Source organism: Streptomyces sp. 35G-GA-8, from assembly GCF_023534745.1.
In the GTDB taxonomy this organism is placed as follows: Bacteria; Actinomycetota; Actinomycetes; order Streptomycetales; family Streptomycetaceae; genus Streptomyces.
In genome coordinates, this window is the sequence record NZ_JAMHJQ010000006.1 from 14,940 (window position 1) to 37,523 (window position 22,584).

Sequence of the window (22,584 nt, forward strand, 5' to 3'; positions counted from 1 at the left end):
AACAGCATTTATCGATCAAGGATCGCCGCATGTCAGAGGGGTGCCGACAGGCTCCGTGAACCTCTTGATAGATCCTCGCTATCGGCTGTTCGCCAGCGGGTATTGGACGCCCGCCGCGCGCCCGCGCAAGCTCGCAGACGACAGCTGCTTCATCGGACCTGGTGCGAGGAGGTGTGCACATGGCCGTTCCGACCGAGGCATCGGTGCGCGACACGGACCTGTACCGGCCGCCGGCGCTCACCGGCCTCAGTGATCTCCTCGACCGGCACGCGCGCGAGCGCCCCCGCTCCCGCGCGCTCGTGGTCACCGGGGACCGCGTGCCGCTGTCCTACGGCGCCCTCGCCGCCCTGGCCGGTGACGTGGCCGACCGGCTCGGCCGTACCGGGCTGCGCCGCGGTGAGGTGATCGGCCTCGTCTCCGCCAACACCGCCGAGTTCGTCGTCGCGCTGCTGGGCGCGGCACGGGCCGGGCTGGTGGTCGCCCCCGTCGACCCCGCACTGCCCGCGGCGCGGCTGACCGACCGGTTCGAAGCGCTGGGAGCGCGGGTGGTCCTGCGCGGACCCGCCGCGGCCGACACCGCGCCGGCCGCCCTGGCCGGGTTCCCCGCCTGGCCCCTGCGCGTGGACATCTCCCACGCCGGGACGGCGACGGTCGCACTCGACACCGCCGCGCACGCGATGCGGCCCGCCCGGGGCGCGGCCGGCGAACTCTCCGAGCGCGACGCCCTGGTGCTGTTCACCGCCGGCACCACCGGCCGGGCCAAGATGGTCCCGCTCACCCATGCCAACGTGGCCGCCTCCGTACGGGACATCTGCGCCACCTACGAGCTGGGACCCGGTGACGCGACGGTCGCCGTGATGCCCTTCTTCCACGGTCACGGACTCGTCGCGGCGCTCCTCGCCTCCCTCGCCAGCGGCGGTTGCGTACTGCTGCCCGAGCGGGGGCGCTTCACGGCGCACACGTTCTGGGACGATGTGCGGGCCGTGTCCGCCAGCTGGTTCACCGCGGTGCCGACCATCCACGAGATCCTTCTCGACCGGTCGGCGACCGAGTACCCGGGCCCGCGGGCCGCTCCCCTGAAGTTCGTGCGCAGTTGCAGCGCGCCCCTCAACACGGCCACCCAGCGGGCGCTGGAGCGCACGTTCGGCGCGCCGCTGCTGTCCGCGTACGGGATGACCGAGTCCACCCACCAGACGACCAGCGAGCCCCTGCCGGAGCACGGGTATCTGAAGCAGGGTTCTGTCGGTTCGTCGACCGGAGCGCGACTGCGGGTCGTCGACCGGCACGGCCGTACCTGCCCGGCCGGCACCCAGGGCGAGGTGTGGGTGAAGGGCCCCACCGTCACCCGAGGCTATCTCGGCGACCCGGAAGGGACCGCGCACAGCTTCACCGACGGCTGGCTGCGCACCGGTGACCTGGGCACCCTGGACGAGGACGGCTATCTGTACCTCACCGGGCACATCAAGAACCTCATCAACCGAGGCGGCGAGAAGATCTCGTCCGAGCATGTCGAGGACGTCCTCGCCGGATGCCCCGGGGTCGCCGAGGCGGCCGTCTTCCCGATCCCCGACGCGCGCTACGGACAGCGGGTGGGCGCCGCCGTGGTCGTACGCGAGGGCGAGAACCTCGGGTCCGAGCACATCCTGCGGTACTGCCGCAACCGGCTGTCCGCCGTCGAGGTGCCCGACCGGCTCGATGTCGTCGCCGCGCTTCCCCACACCGCCAAGGGCGGGCTCGACCGGCGGGCGGTGGCCGACCGGTACGCGCGCTGACGGCGCGGGCATCCGGGCCCAGGAGCCGTCCGGCCCCTGTCGCAGGCCGTCCGGCCCGTCCTATCGGACGTGGTGCTCGGGCTCGGTCGGCAGCGGCTGGTCGAAGAACGCGTCCAGCGACAGGCCCGTCGCCGCGTTCACGAACGCCCGCGCCGCGATCGAACCGGGCGTCGCCGCGTGGATCGCGACCGAGACCTGCGCCCTGGCGTCCGGGGCGACCAGCCGGACGGCCCGTGTCCTGCCGATCACCGGCATCGCGCGCAGCCAGGTGTGCGGCACGATGCTCGCCCAGTCACCGACGCCCACATGCGCGTACAGCGAGGCGACCGAGTCCGTCTCCACCTGCGGGGTCACCACCACCCCGCTCTCCGCGAACACACTGTCGATGAGCTGACGGATCCTCATGTCGGGTGTCAGCAGCGCGAGCGGCAGCTGCGCCGCCTCCGCCCAGGTCATGGTGTGGGTCTGGGGCATCAGCTGGTCGCCCGACGCGAGCAGTACGTACCGCTCCTGGTACAGCGGCACGACCTGTAGGCTCTCCCGGTCCTCGGGGGCGAAGTGCGAGATGGCGGCGTCCAGTTCGAACTCGCGCAGCTGGCGGTGGAGCGTCTTCGCCGACAGCCGGGAGCGCACCTGCACCTTCGCCAGCGGGTGCGCCCCGCAGAAGGCGGCCACGGGCAGCGCCAGGGTCGTCGACGCCGTCGGCTCCGTCCCCAGCCGCAGGGTGCCGGTGATGCCGGACTGTACGGCGGCCACCTCGGCCTTGAACGCGTCCTGCTCGGCGAGGATCCGCTTGGCCCACACGACGAGCCGTTCGCCCTCCGGCGTCAGGCCCTCGTAGTTGTGCCCCCGGTTGATCAGCGTGACGTTCAGCTCCCGCTCCAGCTTGGCGATCGCCGCCGAGAGGGCGGGCTGCGACACATAGCAGGCCTCCGCCGCCCGCGCGAAGTGCTTCTCCCTGGCCACGGCCACGAAATACTCCAGCTGACGGAACAGCATCAGCGACTCCTCCCTGCCGGCGGATCCCTGCCCGCGGATCCGTGCGTCCCGGCCCGCGGATCGCGACGGCACCGGGCCGCGACTTCTCCGGCTCCGGCGACGCCTTCACTCATCCTACTTATCAACCGTTCAATGACCGGCCCGAACGTCACGTCCGAATGCCGCCGGACTCCCCGTTCGGGGCGTACGAGCATCGTCGTCATGTCCACATACCCGACAGAGAGACGGACGATCATGAGCGCGGTTCTGCACGGCAAGGTGGCTTTCGTGACCGGCGGCAGCCGGGGCATCGGCGAGGCCGTGGCGATCAGGCTGGCCGAGGACGGAGCCGATGTCGCGCTGACCTATCAGCACAGCGCCGAGCGCGCCACGGAGGTGGTGGACCGGATCAAGGCGCTGGGCCGCCGGGCCCTGGCGGTACGTGCCGACAGCGCGGACGCGACGGCGGTACGTGACGCCGTGGACGGCGCCGCCGCGGAGTTCGGACGGCTCGACATCCTGGTGAACAACGCGGGGACCGGTGCGATGGGCCCCGTCGAGGAGCTGACGCTGGAGGATGTCGACCGGGTGCTGGGCGTCAACGTACGGGCGCCGTTCCTCACGTCCCAGGCGGCGCTGCGGCACATGTCGGAGGGCGGGCGGATCGTCACCATCGGCAGCTGCATGGCCGAGCGGGTCGCCTTCCCCGGCGGCGCGCTGTACGCGACGAGCAAGACCGCGCTGACCGGTCTGACCAAGGCGCTCGCCCGTGAACTGGGCCCGAGGGGCATCACGGCCAATCTGATCCACCCCGGGCCCATCGACACCGACATGAACCCCGCCGACGGCCCGGGAGCCGAGACGCAGCGGGGTCTCACGGCGCTCGGCCGCTACGGCCGGCCGGCGGACATCGCCGCGACCGTGGCCCATCTCGCCGGTGACGGCGGTCGGTATGTCACCGGCGCCTCCATCGCGGTGGACGGCGGCTTCGCGGCCTGAGACCGCGGGTGAAAGGCCCCGGCGGGACCCGGCTCACATCCGGGCATGGCGCTCGATGTCCTCCCCGAAGTCGGTGAGCGCCTGATCGGTGAGTGTGGGCCGGGTCTCGGCGATGGCCGCCAGGAAGTCGTCCGTACAGGCCGGCGCGCCCCGGCGGTCGCGTACCTCGCGTTCGAACGCGGCGTGGGCGCCCTTGCGGGCGGCGAACTCTATGTCGGCGGGGGTGAACATCTCGCAGGCCCCGACCAGTTGGCCAAGGTCCACCCCGTCGGCGGCGGAGCCGAGATAGCGCCGCCAGATCGCCTCCCGGGCGACCGGATCGGGCGGGCCCACCGGTATGACGTAGTCGAACCGGCCGGGGCGCAGAAACGCCGGATCGAGGGACCGCACGGAGTTGGTGGCGCAGATCAGCAGCCGCTCGTCATGGTCACGGAAGCCGGGGATCAGCTTCAGCAGCTCGTTGGTGACCCCGTGACCGGGATCGACGGCCAGACCGGAGCGGGCGGCCGCGATCTCCTCGACCTCGTCGATGAACAGCAGTACGGTCTCCAGCTCCGCCAGATCCGCGAAGGCGTCCCGCAGCGACGTGGCCAGGCCCCCGGCACCGGCCGCCGCCAGCCGGGAGGGGAAGAGCTCCACGAACGGCCAGTCCAGCCGGGAGGCGACGGCCTTGGCGAAGCTCGTCTTGCCGGTGCCCGGCGGGCCGAAGAGGATGACCGCCTTCGGCGGCGTCACCCCGTACCGATCGGCGAGCGCGGGTTCGGTCAGCGGCAGCACGATCCGCCGCTCGATGGTCTCCTTCTCCCGCTCCATCCCCGCGAGGGCGCCCCAGAGCCCCTGCGGCATGACCCGCCCGCCGAGTTCGGCGAGCAGACCCGCGTCGCACGCGCCGAGATGCTCGACCTTCTCGTAGAAGACGAGTCCTTCGCGCGTCCGGTAGCCGGAGTTCTCCAGCGCCGTGTCCCCGGTCGCGCCAGGCGCGAGCAGCGCGCTGATCCGGCGTACGCCGTGGGTACGCAGACGCCGCTCCAGCTCGGCGATGAGCGCGCTGCCGATCCCGCGCTGGCGCCATTTCGCGGCGAGCGCCACCAAGGTGATCCAGGCACGCTCGCCCTGGGTCTGCGCCACCGCCATACCCACGAGATCGTCCCCGACCACGGCGACCACGGCGGGCTCGCCGGTCCTGGCCGCGGCCATGACCTCGGAGACGGGGAAGACGGGCGGCGACTCGTCCTGCCGGTCCTGGTCCCAGATCTGGATCGCGCCGTCCAGGTCGTCGTCGTGGAAGTCCCGCAATCGCCACGTCGGCATCATCCGCCACCTCACCGGCGGGTCGCCGCATGCCTCGGCGGCGCCCCGGTCATGTGCTGCCGGACGGCAGCCTCGCTCCCGCCCCTGCTCATTCTCCGCGCCGATCGGACGCCCGTCGAACGGGAGGCGGATGCCGGGAGCCGGTCCGCCGGGCCGTCCCGGTTCGGTGGATCCTCCGACTACTGCGGTACGGCTTCCGCCGTCAAGGTCAACTTTCGTGCTATCAAGCGCGACCCGCCGGGTTGCGCGTGCAACGCTGCATTGGGCAGAACCTAACGGGGGAAGACGGGGAGGGCCTTGCCCGCTCCGTCGCGTGTACGCACGGCAAGGGCGCCGGCTGCGGTCACCACACCGCCAGGCTGCCCATGGCCCGGCACGCGACCCGCAGGAGACCACATGCACGCGTCAAGCCCGCTTCCCTCCCACTCCCACCGAGCGCTCTCCCCCCACCTCGACACCCGGGTCCCGGCCGGATCCTGGCGCATCCTCGTGGTCGACAGTGATGAACGGTCCGCGCGGGATCTGGCCCAGAGCCTTCAGCGCCACCGGCACGACGCCCGCGCGGTCACCACCGGAGCGGCCGCCCTCCGTGAGCACTCCGACGCCGATGTGGTGCTCCTCGATCTCGATCTTCCGGACATCGACGGGCTGGAGATCTGCCGGTCCATCGCCACCACGAGCGACACCGCCGTCCTCGCGGTCACCGCGCACGGCAGCGAACTCGACCGTGTACTCGGCTTACAGGCGGGCGCGGACGACTATGTGGTCAAGCCCTACGGCTTCCGCGAGCTGCTGGCCCGCGTCGACGCCGTGATGCGCCGGGCCCGGCCGAAGCCCGCCGCCATGAGCATGCGGGTGGGCCCGCTGCACATTGAGCAGGCCACGCGCACGGTGGAGCTGCACGGCCGGGTCATCCCCCTCACGCGCAAGGAGTTCGATCTGCTGCAACTGCTCGCGTCCCCGCCGGGCGAGATCGTTCCCCGGCGGAGCATCCTCCAGCGCGTCTGGCACGACACCGACATGACGCGCAGTCGCACGATCGACACGCACATCACCAGCCTGCGCAGAAAGCTCGGTTCGCCGGACTGGATACTCACCGTCCGGGGGGTCGGCTTCCGGCTGGTCCAGAGATGAACCGCGCCAGACACTCCTCCAGGAAGGCCAGGACCCGTAGGTGATAGCTCCGGGCCGCCCGCCCCAGGCTGATGTTGTGTCCGGCGCCCGCCAGGTGTTCCGTACGGACGAGAGGCGACGCGAGCCGCGCCGTCATGGCCGCCACCGTCTGCGCGTCGCACCGCCACCATCGTTCGTGTTCGGCGAAGGTGAGGCGCACCGGGACGCGTACGGAACGCGCCACCTCCGGATAGACCCGAGGCCAGTCCGCCATCTCCGCCGCCTCCTTGCCGGGGATGGGCGCGACCAGCCGCTGCGCGTGCTGAAAGGTGCCGGGCGGATAGAGGGACAGCGGGCCCCAGTGCAGGCCGCGGGTGCGCCGGCCGTCGGTCCCGGTGAGGATCCCGGGATCGACGGCCCAGTGGTCGCTGATACCGGAGACGTCCACCCCCAGCGGTCCTTCACCGCTCCAGCCCGCCGCCGTGGACAGGGCGACCTTCCCGCCCAGCGAGTGGCCGACCAGGAAGAACCCCGCGCCCGGGGGGTGGCGCCGCGCGAAGCCGCGCAGCGCCTGCCGTATGAGGGCTCCTTGCTCGTCGAGCCCGGCGCCTTCGGCGGCTCGCGCCGCCGAACTCCCGTATCCGGGCCGGTCAAGCGCGAGAGCCGCGTATCCGCAGGACGCGGCGAGCGAGAGCAGTGAGGTGGCCGGATCCGCGCGCCCGTGGAAGTACCCCGCGCGCATGCCGCCGCCGTGCAGCGCGACCACCACGGCGCGTGGCGGGGATTCGTCGGGAAGGGCGAAAAGCCCGGAGAGGGTGAGACCGCCCGCGTCCAGCTCGACGGCGCGGACCGGGTCACTCACCCGGTCGCCCGGAGCGGACGGGGTCAGGGACGGGGAGAGCTGGGTCATGGGTACTCCACATCGGTCGGCCCCGGCGCGGCTCCGTCACCGTCACCGGGAGAGCAGTTCCCGGGTCTTCTCGTCGAGCCGCCGGGCGTCATCCAGGTCGAAGGACTTGTCCGCCAGGCTCATCCGCCGCCCTTCCACGAACGCGCTCACCGGTTCGGCGGGCGGGGCGTCCAGACACCTGAGGATCGGTGCGATGCCCTCCTCCACCGATTTCGCCACCCGCTTCAGCATCTCGACATGGCGCCTGGTCGCCGCGTCGTACTCGCCGGAGAAGCTGGTGGCGACACCGCCGGGGTTGAACAGCACATAGCGGGTACGGTCATGGGCCCCGTACCGGTCCGCGAAGGCGACCCCGAGCAGGTCGTTGGCCTTTCCGCCCTGCATCTGCGCCGCGAGTCCGTCGTAGTCCCGCTTCATCTGGAGGTCCTGCCAGTGGATCTCACCCGTCGGTGAACCCGGTCCCGCCACATTCATGATGACCGGCCGCGGGGTCTTCGCCAGCGGATCGCGCAGACCGTGGCTGAGCAGGAACCGGCTCAAGTAGAAGAGCGCGAGGGTGCTTTCGTGTCCCTCCACCGTCTCCCGGCGCTCGGAGAGGAAGTGCCGCGCGCACAGCACCAGGGCGTCCACGGCGGGGAACTCCTCCGTGATGCGCCGGATGACCCTCTCGTTCTCACTGATCAGACTCAGATCGGCCCGGATGAAGCGGGCCCGGTCTCCGGCGCCGATGCCGTCGGCGGCGGCCAGGAAGGATTCCCCCTTCTTCTGGTCGCGCCCGATGATGACGACGGTGTCGCCCCGCCGCAGACAGGTGAGCGCGATGCCCTTCCCCATCCCGTCGGTACCGCCCTGAACCACGATGTGCTTCACCAGGATCCTCCACATCCTCGTCGCGTGACGCGGCGCCGCGTCGGATTCAACTTAGAGATCCCGGGGGGAACTTCGCAACCGGAGCAGACATTTTCTTGAACCGCATGGTTCATATTTGCGGTCTGGTTGGTAGGTACCTGTCAGAGCGGGGGGCGATGACGGGGACGAGGGCGGAGACCGCCAGGGCGCCGGGCATGCCCGGCGCACCTCATGTGGCTATTCCCGCGAGCAACACCGGGCCCGGCGGATTGCGGTCACCCGCGCCGCCCGAACCGCCCGCGACCTCACGGGGCGACGCGCGCCGGTCCACCCGTCCCCGCTCGCACAGCACCAGCCGGGACAGGACCGGAACAGTGAAGGTCAGACCCTCACGACAGTCCGCGATCTCCACGGAATGGGACGCGACAAGCGACTCCACCAGCCGGTTGAACTCGCCGGTCCACCGGCCGGAGAGCTCCATCGCCCGCAGCAGCTCGTGCTCCCGCACCGGCCGGGGAAGCCTGCACAGCAGGGTCAGCAGCTCCCGTTCGGCCGTCGGCAGCCGCTGGTGCGCGGTACCGACACGACGGAGGGAGTCGTGCTGAGGCCCCTGGAGAACCGCCAGCCGCCGGCCCTCGTCCCGCGCCCGGTACAGCAGGTCGCGCACGAGCAGATCCGTACGGCCCGCGAGCCGTTCCCCCAACGCCCTGACCGCCAGCGGCAGTCCGTCGTACAGCCGGACCAACTCCGCCGCCTGGGGGCGCTCCCAGGCGATCCGCCGCGCACCCGCGGCGCCCGCGAGCAGCGCCACCCCCTCGTCCTCGCTCATCCCCGTCAGCTCCACCCGGGTGACAGCACCGGGCAGGCCCTCAAGGCGCCAGCGGGAGGTGACGACCACCGCGCAGTCCGGACTGCTGGGCAGCAGCGGTATCACCTGTTCGGGGGAGGCGGCGTCGTCGAGGACCACCAGCATCCGGCGCTCCGAGGTCCAGCTGCGGAAGAGTCTGGCCAAGTCCTCCACCGCCGAGGGAAGTTGCCGGTCGGGATGGCCCGATGACAGCAGCAGTGAGGTCAGGGCGTCCCGGCTGGGGACCGGAGTGCCGTCGGGGCGGTGCAGGGTCGCGAAGAGCTGGCCCCCCGGATAGTGGCGGCGCAACTGGTGGGACGCTTCCACCGCCGTCGCGGTCTTGCCTGTTCCGACACCTCCCGTCACCACGGCGACGCGCACCGCGGACAGGGCGCCCGCCGCCGCGTCGGACGGGCGGCCCGCCTCGACGATCGCCGCCACCTGCCGCGTAAGGCCGACGAAGTCGGCGGTGCGGGGCGGGAGTTCGGCCGGGATGACCGCGCGTACCGGCTCGTCGGCCGCCCTCGACCCCGACCCCGCCCCGGAACCCGCCGCCGTCCGGCGCTCGGGCTGAAGGACGTCTTCCAGTACGCCCCGCTGGAGGTCCCGTACCTCCACCGAGGGCTCCAGACCGAGTTCACCGACCATCGCCGCGCGGAGCCGCTGATAGGCGTCAAGGGCCACCTGCCGGTGCCCCGAGCGCGTCGCGGCACGCATGAGCTGGCTGGTGAGCACCTCGTTCAGCGGATGGTCGAGCGTCAGCCCTTTCAGCTCGCTGAGCAGTTCGCGATGGATCCCCAGCTCCATGTCGGCCTCGATCCGCTGTTCCAGGGCCGCCATCCGGAGATCCTCCAGCCTGGCCTGCTGGGCCGAGAGCAGCGCACCGGTCGCCGTGCCCGAGAAGGCAGGTCCCCGCCACAGGGCGAGGGCCTCGCGGAAGGCGTCCGAGGCCGGACCAGGGCGCCCCTCGCTCAGCGCGGCCCGGCCCCGGGCACAGAGCTCCTGGAAGCGCCACAGGTCCAACTGTCCCGTGCCGACGCGGATCCGGTATCCGCGCGGCTCGGTCCGCACCCACGGTCCGCCGCCGGCGCCCTCTCTCAGCGCCTTGCGTATGTGGTAGATGTACGTCTGCACCGTCTTCCGCGCGAGCTTCGGGGGAGCGTCGTCCCACAGCTCCTCCACCAGACTCCCCAGCGGAACCACCTGGTTGGCATGGACCAGCAGCAGCGAGAGCACCTGACGGCTCATGGGCGAGGCGGGCTCGCACGCGCCCCGGTCGCCGCGTACCTCCACTGGTCCGAGAATGGAAAAGTGCATGAATTCCCCCGTCTGAGTGTGCAGTTACCACTTGTGACTTCCGAGGTCGCCGCGGCGTGCCGGCCCGAACCGGGACAACGGCCGGGCCTCATCAACGGGTGCGGGCGGCCGACGCCCGCCCGGTGGACTCAGCCGAGCGGACGCGCGAAGGTGAGGCGGTGGGTGTACCGCGCGCCCGCGTCGCCGCCGCCGGCCGCCTCGAGCAGCGGCTGGATCACCTCGTCGATATGTTCCGCGGCCTCCTTCTCGGACACCCACTCCGAGAGGACGAGCACACTGCCGTCGTCCAGACCGACATGGAAGTTGGCGGCGATCGCGCCGGGGTACGCCCGCTCCTCCCCCTCCGCCTTCTCCTCCGCCGCCAGCAGACCGTCGATCCACTGCCGCCCGGCCGCCACCCCGGCCATCGGGAAGACCGCGGCGGGGAAGCACTCGGGCACCGGGGCCGGATCGGCGATGGCGCCCCCTCGGACGACACGGTAGAGCTGGAACGGCGCGGCCCCCCGGGAGCGGGCGCCGGCGACACCCCAGTCCGGCTTGCCGCGTGAGACGCTGCCCTCCCGCCGCAGCGATTCCCGCAGCGCCGCGCGGGACAGCCACTGGGCGTAGGTCAGCACGGAGTTGCCGTCCGTGCTCGTGTAGCAGCTGGCGGACACCAGCTCGGCGGGCCACTCGGCGGACCGCCAGTGCGCGGCGATCGCGTCGGCCACCGCGCGCTGCCGCTCGGGGCCCTCGGCGGTGATCACCTCGACGAGCGCGGCGTCGACATCGTCGCGGTCGATCAGCGGCAGGGCATCAGAGCGCTGAGACATACTCAACTCCTTGTCGGGGACGAGGCGAAGGTGCCGCGGATTCCATTCTCGGCGGCACATCGGTCATTTCCCATGGCTTTGGATGAAGGGTTGGACGAGAAAGAACAAGATTTCGCGGAACTCTCCGGAGAAATGTCAAATCGATGTCAGGGGATTCGCACCGGACGGACAGCGGAACCGGCTTCGCGTGCGTCGATGCTCCAGTGGAGGCGGTAACGCCTGAACCCGATGGGCCGTACCCCGGGGACATCGCCGCTGGCTCGCAGCGTCTTCACCCGCGTCCTGCTGTCGAGGAACGCGAGGTGCGCCTCGACCGAGGTCCACTCCGCGTAGTTGAGGACGCGAGAGGTGTCCACACTGGTGTGGAAGTTCGCCGAGAGCATGCCGGGCGGCTGCTCGGCCGGCGCTACGTCGAGCACGTCGACCAGCGAGTTCATCACCCGGTCCTGCCGCTCGGCGCCGTCGACGTCGAACGTCGCGATGATCACGCATCCGGGAACGCCGGACGCACCGGGCGGCACCACGCTCCTGCGTGGCCGGTATTCGACCGTACCCGCCCCGGCCGGCCCCCGCAGCGAGCGCGCGAACGGCCGATAGGAATCGCCGTCGGCGCACTGCGCATAGGTGAGCACCGTGTCCTTCTCCGAGCTGAGAAAGCAGCTGAGAGAGAGAATTCCGGCCGGCCACGGAGCAGCGCTCCACTCCGCGACGGTCTGTTCCAGTACGGTCCCCGCCTCCTCCTCGCCGCGTACATACCGCTGGCCGACGAAAACCGACGCCACGTCGGTACGCCGGAGATCCGGTCCCTTCACGGAAATCGGCTCAATCATTCCCGCTCCCCTTCATCCGCGCTCCTTCCGTACTGTCACCGGTGGTCTTCGTCGGTACGCGTCCCGGAGGGCGGAGCCGGGCGCGCGGTGTGGTGAACGCCGTCAGCAGACCCACCGCGCTGATGGCGGTGACGAGCAGCAGGGCGGGCCGAGGGCCCTCGTACTCCGTCAGCAGCAGTGCGACCAGGGGAAGCGTCACCACACCTCCCAGCTGGACACCCGTCTGGTAGAGGGGCACCGCCGCACCCCGCCCGGCGGCCGGGATCCCCGCCGTGGCCTGTATGTTCAGCGCCGCGAAGGAGAGCACGAAACCCGCCTCCACCAGCACCAGTGCCGGCAAGGCCGCCGACCAGTACGTCTCCGCCGGCCCGCGCCAGAGGAAGAGGGCGCAGCCGAGGAACGGCGCGAGCGCGCCCAGGGCTATCAGCAGGCCGGTGCCCCAGCGGGCGACCAGCCGCCCCGCGAAGGGAACGGTCACCATCAAGGGCACACACGCGGGAAGCAGCCCCAGCGCACACTGCCAGGGGGACCAGCCGAGGCGCTGCTGGAGCTGAAAGGTGATCAGCAGCAGCAGTCCGGCATAGGTGCCGTTGAGGGTGGCCGCGCCGACCGCCGACCGCAGTAGCCGGCCGTCCCGGAGCAGCCCAGGATTCAGCCGCGGTGCTCGTCCTCCGGCGCCTGGGTCGTGCGGGATGATCCGGGTGGCGAAGACCAGCAGGGCGAGGGCGAGGGGCGCGGGAAACAGGAGCGTCCAGCGCCAGCTCGACTCCAGGAGCGCCGCGGAGAGCAGCAGCCCCGCGGTGAACCCGGTGGCGCCGAACATGGAGTAGACGGAGACCGCCTTGCGCTGTTGTGGTCCGTCGCGGAAGGCCGTGCTGATGATGGCCAGTCCGGTGGGGGCGGTCAGTGCGGCGCAGCAGCCCTTGACCACCCGGGTGGCGATGAGCAGCGACTCACTGTCGGTCGCCCCGCCGACCACCGAGGCGAGGGCGAAGACGGCCATCGCGCCCAGATACGCCCGACGACGGCCGCACAGCGCGGCGATCCGGTTCCCCAGGAGCAGCAGGGCCCCGAACCCGAGGGCGAAGCCGCTCATCAGCCACTGGACCGCCGGCAGCGACATGTCCATGGCCTCGCCGATGGTGGGCAGGGCCACCAGCACCACGGACACCTCGACGGCGTCCAGGAGCATATTGCCCGACAGGACGCACAGCAGGCCCCACTGCCCGGCACCCCACGGCGCGGAGTCCGCCGCGCCGGGCGCGTCGGCCATGCCGTTCGCCGTCATGTTCCCCGGCCCGTCACCACGCCGTCGGTGTGAGTCCGTCACCACGCCAGTCGCTGACCGGCGGGGGAGCCGTCCTCGCCCAGGAAGACGGCCGTCGGGCCGTCGTCGCCCAGGGTCGCGAGCAGCACCGGGATACGCGCCCCCTGCTCCGGTGTCAGATGCCCCTGATGGCCGTTGAGATCGGTCGAACAGAAGCCGGGGGAAACGGCGTTGACGAGGATCCCCTCCGGTCGCAGCTCGTTGGCGTAGGTGATGGTGACGGCGTTGAGCGCGGCCTTCGAGGTGCCGTAGTCCAGCACGGCCGGGTACGTCCCTTTCGGGAACTCCCCGGTGGGGTCGTCCAGCGCGGCGGCATGGGTCAGGGATCCGACCACACTGCTGACATTGACGATGCGGGCGGCCCGCGACCGGCGCAGCAACGGCAGCATCGCGTTGGTGACGGAGATGACACCGAAGACATTGGTCTCATAGGTGCGCCGCACCACACTGGCCGGTGTCCGGCTCGGCGCGTCCACCGGCGCGCCGGTCCCCGCGTTGTTGACCAGGGCGTCCAGGCGGTCCGTCTCCTCCTCGATGCGCTTGGCGGCGAGCGCCACCGAGGACTCGTCCGTCACGTCGAGTTGTACGAAGTGGACGTCGAGTCCCTCGGCCCGCAGCTCGCGCTCGGCGTTTCTGCCGCGCTCCACGTCCCGGGCGCCCAGATAGACACGCTGGCCCAGCTCGCCGAGGCGCCGCACGACGGCGCGTCCGATTCCCTTGTTGGCGCCGGTGACCAGCGTGATACGGGGGCTGTCGGAGGTCATGATTCGCTTCCTCTCTCGCGGTGTGCGTACGGACCGGTCAGCCCAGGAGCGTTCCGCCGCTGGCGTCGATGAACGAACCGGTGATCCAACGCGCCTCGTCGGTGGCCAGGAAGGTCACCACGTCGGCGACATCTCCCGCGTCCCCCACCCGCTTGAAGGCGGAGACCTGCGCCATCTGCGCCACGGCCTCGGGGATGTCGAAGACCGGACCGCCGTTGTCGGTGATCCCCGGAGCCACACTGTTGACGGTGATCCCACGCGGCGCCAGATGCTTCGCCAGGTGCAGCGAGATCTGCTCGATGGCGCCCTTGGTCATCGAATAGGCCACCTGCTCGGGAACCGCGGTCCGGGTGAGCGCGGAGGAGATGTTGATGACGCGCCCTCCGTCGGGCATGTTCCGCAGCGCCCGCTGGATGATGAGATACGGAGCCCTGGCGTTCACCGCGAAGTACCGGTCGAGCTGTTCCGGCGTGACGTCCTCGGGGCTGATCCCGTCCGAGCCCGTGACCGCCGCGTTGTTCACCACGATGTCGAGCGAGGTGTCCCCGGTCCGCTCCTTCAGCCCCTGCTCCAGGCCGAGGAAGAGTTCGTGCACATCGCCGGGGACGCCGAGTTCGGCGCGGACCGCGAAGGCCCGGCCACCCTCCTTCTCGATCAGTGCGACGGTCTCCCGCGCCGCGTCGTCGTTGGTGGCGTAGTGCACGGCGACCAGGGCGCCTTCGCGGGCCAGCCGTACCGCGGTGGCGCGTCCGATGCCCCGGCTGGAGCCGGTGACCAGCGCCGTCTTGCCAGTGAGCCTGTCCATGGTGGAACTCCCGGGTGCTGAGAGGGGTCGAGTGGTGTCCGCCGCGGGCGGTGGCGCCGGCCGGTCCAGGCCGCTGATCATCCGGGCGAGGTGGCGACGGACCGTGTCCATACCGAGGAGTTCGCCGCACACCTCCCGGGCGCCGTCCACCTCAGGCCCGCCGAACAGCAGCAGCGCCTGGGCCTGGATGTTCGTCAGGGTGCGGGCGCCCGCGGCGTGGCGCTCGGTGTGGTATTCGTCCAGCTCTCCGTTGTCGGTCCCGCAGGTGATCCGGGCCACGAGCCCGCGGCCGAGGCCGGCCGCGTCCTGGAGCCCGAGGTTCAGCGCCTGCCCGCCCACGGGCATCTGGACATGGGCCGCGTCCCCCGCCAGCAGGACCCGGCCCCGGCGATAGTCACGCACCTGACGCCGGGTGTTGTCGAAGCTGTTGAGCCAGACCGCCGTGCCACCGCTGATGTCCTCGCCCGTCACCCGCGCCCACGCCGCCACGACCTCGGCGAACTCCGGCTCGCGCGTGCGCGGCCCGGGGGTCCGGGTCCGGTCGTGCACCATGAGCCGGGTGGTCCCGTCGCCGCGTCGGTGGGCGGTCGCGGTGCCGTTCGCGTACCGCTTCAGGCGCCGGCCGGGGATGTCGATGCCCAGCACATCGGCCCGGAGCATCTCCCGGGTGGCGTCGTCGCCGGTCATCTCGAAGCCCGCGAGCTGCCGTACGGTGCTCCGTTCCCCGTCGCATCCCACCAGGTAGGCGGCCGTGAAGCGGTGGGACCTGCCGTCCGGGCCGAACGCCACGACCTCCACCCGGTCGGGGTGGGGCGTCAGTCCGGTGACCACATGGCCCCGGCGCACCTCGGCGCCCCGCTCCGCGGCCCACTCCTCCAGCACGGGTTCGAGACGGCTCTGTACGCACTCCCACTGGCCGGCGTACGGATGCCCGGGGTCGGCCTCGGCGAGAGCGAGCGGGATCCCGCCGAAATGGCCGCGCCCACCGGCCGGCAGGTCCCCCAGCCGGTCGAGGATGCCCCGCTCGGCGAAGATCTCCATGGTCCGGGAGTGGAGGATCGAGGCGCGGGACTCGGCGGTCGGCTCGGACAACTGCTCCAGTACGACGGCCCTGGCGCCGCCGGCGCTCACCTCGCCCGCGAGCAGCAGCCCCACGGGACCGGCACCGACGACGAGGACGTCGGCGTCCGCTGGGTCGCCCATGCCTCAGCGCCGCGCTTCCGCGAAGGACTTGGCGTGTCCCAGCGTCGCCCGGCTGTTGGCGCCCAGCGCCTCGCGCAGGAAGGTGCGGGCCTCCGGGACCCCGGCGTCAGGTCCCAGGACCCGTGTGATGGTCTCGGTGTTGACGACCACGGTGTGCTGGGAGGTCACGGTGGTGACACCGTCGCTCTCCTCGTCGAACCGCCAGTAGCCGGTGTGCAGGGTCATCAGGGCGGGCAGTGTGGTCTGCTTGTAGGCGATCCCGTGGTGCGGGAAGCAGACCCTGACCGACTCCGTGGTGTGCGTGGAGCCGTCCTTCGCCACCGTGTCCATACGCAGGGTCTGGACACCGGGCTCGTTCTCGGTCAGCGAGACACTGGAGACATGCGGCAGCCGCTCGGTCCACAACTGGGCCTCGTTGACGAAGTCGTACGCGTCCTTGGCCGAGCCATTGACCCGTACGCTGTCCTCGAAGGACAGCGTCAGCTCCGCGGAGTGGGTGGCGAGTTCCACATTCGCCTTGAGCGCGGCGAGTTCGGAACGGCTGTTGCGTTCCACGGCCTCGTCGATCCACGCGAGGCCCGCCGGATCGTCATCGATGGCGCGGTAGGAGTGCAGCAGCCGCAGCCGGCACTCCGCCCCCCGCGGCTCGATGATCCACGTACCGCTCATCTCGGCCACGGGCGGCGCGGAGACCTCCTGGCGGAAGGTGATACGCAGGCCCACCGGGTCCAGCCGGCGGAACGATGTCCAGTTCTTGGCCTCGCCGTTGGCCGTGGCCCAGATGCGGATGCGCTCCTCGTCACCGTTCTTCTCCACGTAGTCGACGTACACCGACGGCGGGAAGATCCTGGGCCAGTTCGCCACCTCCGCGAGGAGGCGGTAGACCTCCGGGGCGGGGGCGGACACGCTGATCTCGTGCTCGACTTCGCGGGGTGCCTGCGCGGTCATGTTCATCTCCTTGGCACTGGTGGGTATGCCGGGTTCGGGCCGGGGCGTCCTGGCCCGGCCGCGGGCATCGGGGCGGGGCCGGGGTCAGAAGTTGCCCAGACCGCCGCAGACATTGAGCGCCTGCGCGGTGATGGACGCCGCCGTGTCGGAGGACAGATAGCCGACCAGACCGGCGACCTCCTCGGCGGTGGAGTAGCGGCCGAGCGGGATCTTCGCCGTGAACTTCGCCAGGATCTGCTCCTCGCCGGTCTCGTACGCGGCGGCGTAGCCCTGGCGCACACGCTGTGCCATCGGGGTCTCCACATACCCGGGGCACACGGCGTTGACGGTGATGCCGGTCGGGGCCAGCTCATTGCCGAGCGCCTTGGTGAAACCGACGACACCGTGCTTGGACGCGGAGTAGGGCGCACCCAGCACCACACCCTGTTTGCCGGCCGTGGAAGCGATGTTGATGATGCGCCCCCGGGGCTTGTCACGCATTCCCCCGGTGGTCAGCACCTCACGTGTCACGAGGAAGACACTGTTCAGATTGGTGTTGATGACGTCGAACCACAGCTCGTCGGCGATGTCGGCGGTGACCCCGCCGCCGCTGCGGCCCGCGTTGTTCACCAGGATGTCGATGGGACCGAAGCGGCCGACCGCCGCCCGTACCAGTTCCTGGATGTCCTCCTTCGAGCCCACGTCCGCCGCCCTGCCGTCCACCTTCAGACCCTCGCCCTGGAGTTCCTTGACCGTTCGGGCCACGGCGTCCTCGGTGCGCGCGCACACGAAGACCCGGTGGCCCTGTCCGGCCAGCAGCCGGGTGACGGCGAGTCCGATACCGCTGGTGGCACCGGTCACGAGCGCGACCCTGGACATGTCCTGCGTCATGGTGTGTCTCCTGGAATCGGGGTGGCGGGAAGCGGCTCAGAGCTGCTTGTTGACGAGCGCGATCAGCGCGCGGGGGGTGCGGGCGTCGGCGAAGATCTCCTCGTCGAGGCTGATCCCGTACTCCCGCTCGATACGGCTGGCGGTCTCCAGCATCGCCAGGGACTCATAACCCAGCGCGTCGAACTCCGCGTCGAGAATGTCTCCGTCGAGGTCGACGTCCTCGTCGGCGCCGGCGCCCTCGCGCAGGATGGACTTGAGGTCGTCGATGGTGAAGGTGGAAACGGGCATGAGGGGTCCTTCCTCGTCACGCATGGGCAGAGGGAGCCTGTTGGGGTCTTCGTGTCTTCGGGTCCTCGGTCTCCGGGGTCTCCGGGCGGCGGGCTCAGTCCCGCGGTGCCCGCACCACCACCGCGGAGTTGAATCCGCCGTAGCCGCGCGCGAGTACCAGCGCGGCACGCACGGGCGTGTCGCGCGTCGTCCCGGTCACCAGATCGATGTCGTAGTGGCGGGAGAGCGAGGAGTTGGTGGTCGGCGGGATCACGCCGTCCCTGATGCTCAGGCAGGCGGTGGCCACATCCAGCGGGGCGGCGCCCGAATACAGCCGTCCGGTCATGGTCTTGGGCGCGGTGACAGGCACCGCCCGGGGGCCGAAGACCGTGGTGATCGCCTCGGCCTCGACCCGGTCGAGCTCGGGCACCGCCGCCGCGTCCGCGAACACCACGTCCACCTCGTCGGGCGCCGTACCCGCGTCGGACAGTGCCTGTTCGACGGCCCGTCGCAGCCCCGGGCCGCGGTCGCTGCCCGGCGCGGGATCGAAGGTGGAGGCATGGCCGGCGATCTCGCCGTAGATCTGCCGTGCCCCGCGGGCACGTGCGTAGTCGGCGTCCTCCAGGATGAGCAACGCTCCGCCCTCTCCCGGCACATGCCCCGCGGCGCCGTCGTCGAAGGGCACATACGCACGCGCGGGATCGGTCGCGCGGCTGAGCCGGTCGCTCGCGAGCTGGGCCACCCAGCCCCATGGGCAGATCGAGGCGTCGACGGCCCCGGAGACGATCAGCGGGGTGCCCTTGCGGATCTGCCGACGGGCCTGGGCCAGCGCGTCCAGACCGCCGGCCTGGTCGCTGACGACGACCCCGCTGGGGCCGCGCATACCGTTGCGGATCGAGATCTGGCCGCTGTTGACGGCGTAGAACCACGCGAAGGACTGGTACGCGCTCACATGGCGGCCACCCTTGCTCCACAGCGCCTGTAGCTCCCGCTGGCCGAACTCGAAGCCGCCGGAATGACTGGCCGTGATCACACCCATGTCGTACTCGGGCAGTGTGTCCGGTACGACCCCCGCGTCCGCCAGCGCCCAGTCGGCGCCGACCAGCGCGATCCGGGTCATCCGGTCGGTCTGCGGCAGCAATCTGCTGGGCAGATGGTCCTCGGCGACGAACCCCTCTATCTCACCGGCCAGTTGAGCCGGATAGGACGTGGGGTCGAACCGGGCCACCCGGCCGATGCCGCCCCGGCCCGCCAGCACGGCCGACCAGTAGGACTCCAGCCCCAGCCCGTTGGGCGCCGCCACACCGAGGCCGGTCACCACCGTGGCCGCGTTCACCGTTTCCTCCTGTCGGGCCTGGCCAGCACCACCGCGCTCTGGAAGCCGCCGAACCCACTGCCCACCGACAGCACGGTGTCCGTGCGCCGCTCCCGGGCGGTGAGGGGTGTGTAGTCCAGATCGCACTCCGGATCCGGGGTGTGGAGATTGGCCGTGGGCGGAATGACGTGGTGCTCCATCGCCAGTGCGGAGGCGGCGAGTTCGATGGAGCCGACCGCGCCGAGCGAGTGGCCGACCATGGACTTGATGGAGCTGACCGGCCTGCGGTACGCCACCTCGCCCAGGCTCAGCTTGAAGGCCGCGGTCTCATGGCGGTCGTTCTGCTTGGTGCCCGAACCGTGCGCGTTGATGTAGTCGATGTCCTCCGGGTTGACACGGGCCTCCGCCATGGCGACCCGGATCGCCTCCGCCATCTCCTTGCCGTCGGGGCGCAGTCCGGTCATGTGGAAGGCGTTGGAGCGCGTCGCGTAGCCGGCCACCTCCGCGTAGACATGGGCGCCGCGCCGCCGGGCGCTCTCCCCGTCCTCCAGGACGAAGACGGCGGCGCCCTCGCCCAGGACGAAGCCGTTGCGGCTCGCGTCGAAGGGCCGCGAGGCGTGCGCGGGATCGTCGTTGCGTGGCGTGGTCGCCTTGATCGCGTCGAAGCAGGCCACGGTGATCGGCGAGATCGGCGCCTCGGTGGCACCGGCGATCATGACGTCCGCCGCGCCCTCCCTGATCACCTCGGTGGCATAGCCGACCGCGTCCAGCCCCGATGTGCACCCCGTGGAGACGACCGCGGCCGGGCCTTCGGCGCCCACCGCGCGGGCCACCTCGGCGGCGAAGGAGCTCGGGACCATGTAGTTGTACAGATGCGGCACGGCGTACTCATGGTCGACCAACTCCCGCCGGCCGCCGTCGCTGACCGTCCGGTACTCCTCGTCGAGACCCATGGTGGCGCCCACGGCACTGCCGATGGTCACCCCCATGCGGCCCGGATCCAGTGTGTGGAAGGCCAGCCCGCTGTCGGCTGCCGCCTCGCGCGCCGTGACCACCGCGAGCTGCGCCGCGCGGTCCATGCGCCGGATCTCCTGGGGGCCGAGACCGCACGCCTCGGCGTCGAAATCCACTTCCGCGGCGACCTGGGAGCGGAAGGGAGAGGGATCGAAGAGCGAGATCCGCCGAGTGGCCGTACGTCCGTCGGTGAGGAGCTGCCAGAACCCCTTCGTGCCCGGCCCGCCCGGCGCCATGACACCGATTCCGGTGACGACGACCTGGCGGCCGTGGGCGGCACTCACTCGGAGCTCCAGTGGTAGAAGCGCCGCGCCATCGCGTCGGCGGGGGAGCGCCAGGTCGCCGGGTCGTATGCCTCGATGAACGGCTTGAGGTCCTGGCTGATCCCGACGAACCGCGGGTCCGCCTTCGCCTGTTCGATGCGTTCGTCGCCGTTCTCGCCGTCGAAGTCCTGCAGATGGAAGTAGAGCCCGCGGTACGAGAAGAGCTCGCGTCTGCGCGTTCCCATCAGATCCGGCATCTCCGTACCGTCGAAGGCGGAGAAGAGCCGGGCCACCTCACCGGCGGAGCCGGGTGCCATCCGGGCGACGATCAACGTGCTGTACATCCTCAACCTCTTTCCGTGCGTGCCGTGTGTGGACCCGCGCATGGACTGTGCGCATGGGCTTCGCGCTGGGGTGCGAAGGGTGTTGCGTCATAGGGCGCGCGGTGCGTCATACGGCGCGCGCGGGCGCCGTGCGGTGGTGCCGGGCGGGGCCGAACCAGCGCTCCAGGGCCATCGGCAGGTCGTGGTGGCTGCCCGGCGCGATCCAGGCGACATGACCGTCGGGGCGCAGCAGTACGGCGCTCGCCCCGCCGGGAGCGCCGCCGGGGGAGGCGGCGCCCGGGGGAGCGGCGGTGACCACGTCGACGCGGTCCGCCCAGGGGGCCGCGCGCCGCCGCAGCCGGGCGGTGTCCGCCAGGTCGAGCAGCACGCCCCGGCCGGCCCGGAGCAGTTCGGTGCTGGAGGTGACGGCGGCACCCCGCGACAGCTCAAGCCGCGGCATCCGCAGCCCCAGCAGCGGGTTGGTGCCGCTCCCGACGTCGTACCGGATGTCCAGTCCGCCCGCCTTGGCCGCGAAATGGCGGGCGACCTCCTCGTACCCCGTCAGCTCGGTCAGCAGATCGCGCAGCGGCTGCACCTCCTCGCTGCCGAGGATCAGCAGGCTCTGCGCGCGGGTGTTGGCGAGCAGCCGACGGCCGAAGTCGTGGCGTTCGGTGTGGTACGTGTCGAGCAGCGCGGGGCCGGCGGTCCCGCGCAGTACGGCCGCGAGTTTCCAGCCCAGGTTCACCGAGTCCTGGACGCTGGTGTTCATCCCCTGCCCGCCGGCCGGGAGATGGATATGGGCGGAGTCCCCGGCCAGCAGCACCCGGCCGCGGCGGTACTCGGTGACCTGGCGGGTGGCGTCGCCGAAGGCGCTGAGCCATACGGGCTCGCCGTGCGAGATATCGATGCCGGTGAGCCGTTTCCAGGCGTCGGCGACCTCGGCGAAGGCGGGCGGGCCCGTCCTGCGCTGGGGCGGCGCGCCGCGTTCGGCGACGATGACGCGGTGGACCCCGCCTCCGAGCCGGGCCGTCATGACCATGCCGTCGGTGACCCGGTCGGCGACCATGCGCGGTTCCAGGTCGATGCCCCGGACATCGGCGAGAAGGAGCTCCGTGGTGGCCGGCGTGCCGGGGAAGTCGAAGCCCGCCGCCTTTCGTACGGCGCTGCGGCCTCCGTCGCAGCCGACCAGATAGCGGGAGCTGAGCACCTGCCGGCCGGCGGGCCCGCGCACCTGTGCCTCGACGCGGTCACCGTGGTCCGTCAGTCCGGTGAACTCGTGGTCACGACGGATGTCCGCGCCGAGTTCGGTGGCCCAGCTCTCCAGCACGGACTCGGTGACGGACTGCGGTACGGTCCTGGCGGCCCGGTCACCACCGCCCAGGACGCCGAAGTCCAGGGGAATGCCGCCGAAGTGTCCGAGGCCGCTCATCTCGATGTCGCCGAGGCGCGGCAACAGACCACGCTGGTCGAGGACTTCCACGGTGCGCGGGGTGAGCCCGATGCCCCGGGACTCTCCGGTGCGCCGGGCAAGGCGGTCCAGGACCACCACATCGATCCCGGCCAGGCGCAGCTCTCCGGCGAGCATGAGACCCGCCGGCCCCGCTCCCACGACTATGACGGAAGCGTCCATGTACCTCTCCTCACGTCCTCACCGGCAGCACGCGCGTGTGCTGCCGCATGCCGGTCGCCCGGGTCCTGTCCCGTCCTGTCCGAGCGGCGGGCGGGCTCCCGCGGCCACCGCGGCCCG

The 22,584-nt window shown here is 71.3% G+C and carries 20 protein-coding genes; 3 read left to right on the top strand and 17 right to left on the bottom strand.

Going from position 1 to position 22,584, the window contains the following annotated elements; genetic code table 11:
• Positions 1–179 precede the first annotated feature (179 nt).
• Positions 180–1,772, top strand: a complete 1,593-nt coding sequence (locus M1203_RS14380) for a FadD7 family fatty acid--CoA ligase (RefSeq protein ID WP_249950064.1) — start codon at positions 180–182, stop codon at positions 1,770–1,772.
• 60 nt (positions 1,773–1,832) lie between these two features.
• Here the strand turns inward: M1203_RS14380 and M1203_RS14385 are convergent, their stop codons facing one another.
• Positions 1,833–2,771, bottom strand: coding sequence for a LysR family transcriptional regulator (locus M1203_RS14385; RefSeq protein WP_249950065.1), 939 nt, complete (start codon positions 2,769–2,771; stop codon positions 1,833–1,835).
• A gap of 234 nt (positions 2,772–3,005) precedes the next feature.
• Between M1203_RS14385 and M1203_RS14390 the strand changes: the two genes are divergently transcribed.
• Positions 3,006–3,749 (top strand): 3-oxoacyl-ACP reductase family protein, encoded by a 744-nt coding sequence (locus M1203_RS14390; RefSeq protein WP_249950066.1) that lies wholly within the window; start codon positions 3,006–3,008, stop codon positions 3,747–3,749.
• A gap of 33 nt (positions 3,750–3,782) precedes the next feature.
• Here M1203_RS14390 and M1203_RS14395 read toward each other — a convergent pair whose 3' ends face one another.
• Positions 3,783–5,060: an ATP-binding protein gene (locus M1203_RS14395; protein WP_249950067.1), complete on the bottom strand. Its 1,278-nt coding sequence runs from the start codon at positions 5,058–5,060 to the stop codon at positions 3,783–3,785.
• A gap of 396 nt (positions 5,061–5,456) precedes the next feature.
• Here M1203_RS14395 and M1203_RS14400 point away from each other — a divergent pair, with 396 nt between their 5' ends.
• The gene (locus tag M1203_RS14400; RefSeq protein WP_249950068.1) at positions 5,457–6,194 is read left to right on the top strand and encodes a response regulator transcription factor; all 738 of its coding nucleotides are present in this window, start codon (positions 5,457–5,459) and stop codon (positions 6,192–6,194) included.
• Here M1203_RS14400 and M1203_RS14405 read toward each other — a convergent pair.
• From M1203_RS14405 to M1203_RS14475, 15 genes are all read right to left on the bottom strand, one after another.
• Positions 6,154–7,083, bottom strand: coding sequence for an alpha/beta hydrolase (locus tag M1203_RS14405; RefSeq protein WP_249950069.1), 930 nt, complete (start codon positions 7,081–7,083; stop codon positions 6,154–6,156). The genes M1203_RS14400 and M1203_RS14405 overlap by 41 nt on opposite strands.
• Positions 7,084–7,125: 42 nt before the next feature.
• Positions 7,126–7,953, bottom strand: a complete 828-nt coding sequence (locus tag M1203_RS14410) for an SDR family NAD(P)-dependent oxidoreductase (RefSeq protein ID WP_249950070.1) — start codon at positions 7,951–7,953, stop codon at positions 7,126–7,128.
• A 208-nt stretch (positions 7,954–8,161) separates the two neighbouring features.
• Positions 8,162–10,096: a BTAD domain-containing putative transcriptional regulator gene (locus M1203_RS14415; RefSeq protein ID WP_249950071.1), complete on the bottom strand. Its 1,935-nt coding sequence runs from the start codon at positions 10,094–10,096 to the stop codon at positions 8,162–8,164.
• A 128-nt stretch (positions 10,097–10,224) separates the two neighbouring features.
• On the bottom strand, positions 10,225–10,908 hold the full coding sequence (locus M1203_RS14420; RefSeq protein ID WP_249950072.1) for a hypothetical protein: 684 nt from the start codon (positions 10,906–10,908) through the stop codon (positions 10,225–10,227).
• Between the two features lie 146 nt (positions 10,909–11,054).
• Entirely contained in the window at positions 11,055–11,738 is a 684-nt protein-coding gene (locus M1203_RS14425) for a putative quinol monooxygenase (protein WP_249950073.1), read from the bottom strand.
• A complete protein-coding gene (locus tag M1203_RS14430) occupies positions 11,731–13,026 on the bottom strand; it encodes an MFS transporter (RefSeq protein ID WP_249950074.1) in 1,296 nt (431 codons plus the stop codon). Before M1203_RS14430 ends, M1203_RS14425 begins: the two co-directional genes overlap by 8 nt.
• A 38-nt stretch (positions 13,027–13,064) precedes the next feature.
• The gene (locus M1203_RS14435; protein WP_249950075.1) at positions 13,065–13,829 is read right to left on the bottom strand and encodes an SDR family oxidoreductase; all 765 of its coding nucleotides are present in this window, start codon (positions 13,827–13,829) and stop codon (positions 13,065–13,067) included.
• Positions 13,830–13,866: 37 nt separating this feature from the next.
• On the bottom strand, positions 13,867–15,837 hold the full coding sequence (locus tag M1203_RS14440; RefSeq protein WP_249950076.1) for an SDR family oxidoreductase: 1,971 nt from the start codon (positions 15,835–15,837) through the stop codon (positions 13,867–13,869).
• Positions 15,838–15,840: 3 nt separating this feature from the next.
• Entirely contained in the window at positions 15,841–16,785 is a 945-nt protein-coding gene (locus M1203_RS14445) for an aromatase/cyclase (protein WP_249950077.1), read from the bottom strand.
• An 84-nt stretch (positions 16,786–16,869) separates the two neighbouring features.
• Entirely contained in the window at positions 16,870–17,655 is a 786-nt protein-coding gene (fabG, locus tag M1203_RS14450; protein ID WP_249950078.1) for a 3-oxoacyl-ACP reductase FabG, read from the bottom strand.
• Between the two features lie 36 nt (positions 17,656–17,691).
• On the bottom strand, positions 17,692–17,943 hold the full coding sequence (locus M1203_RS14455) for an acyl carrier protein (RefSeq protein ID WP_249950079.1): 252 nt from the start codon (positions 17,941–17,943) through the stop codon (positions 17,692–17,694).
• Positions 17,944–18,037: 94 nt separating this feature from the next.
• A complete protein-coding gene (locus M1203_RS14460; RefSeq protein WP_249950080.1) occupies positions 18,038–19,258 on the bottom strand; it encodes a ketosynthase chain-length factor in 1,221 nt (406 codons plus the stop codon).
• Complete coding sequence (locus tag M1203_RS14465) at positions 19,255–20,535, bottom strand: beta-ketoacyl-[acyl-carrier-protein] synthase family protein (RefSeq protein ID WP_308404872.1); 1,281 nt, start codon at positions 20,533–20,535, stop codon at positions 19,255–19,257. Before M1203_RS14465 ends, M1203_RS14460 begins: the two co-directional genes overlap by 4 nt.
• Positions 20,532–20,858, bottom strand: coding sequence for a TcmI family type II polyketide cyclase (locus M1203_RS14470; RefSeq protein WP_249950081.1), 327 nt, complete (start codon positions 20,856–20,858; stop codon positions 20,532–20,534). Before M1203_RS14470 ends, M1203_RS14465 begins: the two co-directional genes overlap by 4 nt.
• 106 nt (positions 20,859–20,964) lie before the next feature.
• Entirely contained in the window at positions 20,965–22,467 is a 1,503-nt protein-coding gene (locus M1203_RS14475; RefSeq protein ID WP_249950082.1) for an FAD-dependent monooxygenase, read from the bottom strand.
• Positions 22,468–22,584 lie beyond the last annotated feature (117 nt).

Bases quoted from the DNA above. Each gene is read 5' to 3' on its own strand.
- M1203_RS14385 (WP_249950065.1), bottom strand. From the start codon at position 2,771: ATGCTGTTCCGTCAGCTGGAGTATTTCGTGGCCGTGGCCAGGGAGAAG.
- M1203_RS14440 (WP_249950076.1), bottom strand. From the start codon at position 15,837: ATGGGCGACCCAGCGGACGCCGACGTCCTCGTCGTCGGTGCCGGTCCC.
- M1203_RS14470 (WP_249950081.1), bottom strand. From the start codon at position 20,858: ATGTACAGCACGTTGATCGTCGCCCGGATGGCACCCGGCTCCGCCGGT.
- M1203_RS14390 (WP_249950066.1), top strand. From the start codon at position 3,006: ATGAGCGCGGTTCTGCACGGCAAGGTGGCTTTCGTGACCGGCGGCAGC.
- M1203_RS14430 (WP_249950074.1), bottom strand. From the start codon at position 13,026: ATGACGGCGAACGGCATGGCCGACGCGCCCGGCGCGGCGGACTCCGCG.
- M1203_RS14435 (WP_249950075.1), bottom strand. From the start codon at position 13,829: ATGACCTCCGACAGCCCCCGTATCACGCTGGTCACCGGCGCCAACAAG.
- M1203_RS14420 (WP_249950072.1), bottom strand. From the start codon at position 10,908: ATGTCTCAGCGCTCTGATGCCCTGCCGCTGATCGACCGCGACGATGTC.
- M1203_RS14445 (WP_249950077.1), bottom strand. From the start codon at position 16,785: ATGACCGCGCAGGCACCCCGCGAAGTCGAGCACGAGATCAGCGTGTCC.
- M1203_RS14415 (WP_249950071.1), bottom strand. From the start codon at position 10,096: ATGCACTTTTCCATTCTCGGACCAGTGGAGGTACGCGGCGACCGGGGC.
- M1203_RS14405 (WP_249950069.1), bottom strand. From the start codon at position 7,083: ATGACCCAGCTCTCCCCGTCCCTGACCCCGTCCGCTCCGGGCGACCGG.
- M1203_RS14380 (WP_249950064.1), top strand. From the start codon at position 180: ATGGCCGTTCCGACCGAGGCATCGGTGCGCGACACGGACCTGTACCGG.
- fabG (WP_249950078.1), bottom strand. From the start codon at position 17,655: ATGACGCAGGACATGTCCAGGGTCGCGCTCGTGACCGGTGCCACCAGC.
- M1203_RS14395 (WP_249950067.1), bottom strand. From the start codon at position 5,060: ATGCCGACGTGGCGATTGCGGGACTTCCACGACGACGACCTGGACGGC.
- M1203_RS14425 (WP_249950073.1), bottom strand. From the start codon at position 11,738: ATGATTGAGCCGATTTCCGTGAAGGGACCGGATCTCCGGCGTACCGAC.
- M1203_RS14455 (WP_249950079.1), bottom strand. From the start codon at position 17,943: ATGCCCGTTTCCACCTTCACCATCGACGACCTCAAGTCCATCCTGCGC.
- M1203_RS14475 (WP_249950082.1), bottom strand. From the start codon at position 22,467: ATGGACGCTTCCGTCATAGTCGTGGGAGCGGGGCCGGCGGGTCTCATG.
- M1203_RS14400 (WP_249950068.1), top strand. From the start codon at position 5,457: ATGCACGCGTCAAGCCCGCTTCCCTCCCACTCCCACCGAGCGCTCTCC.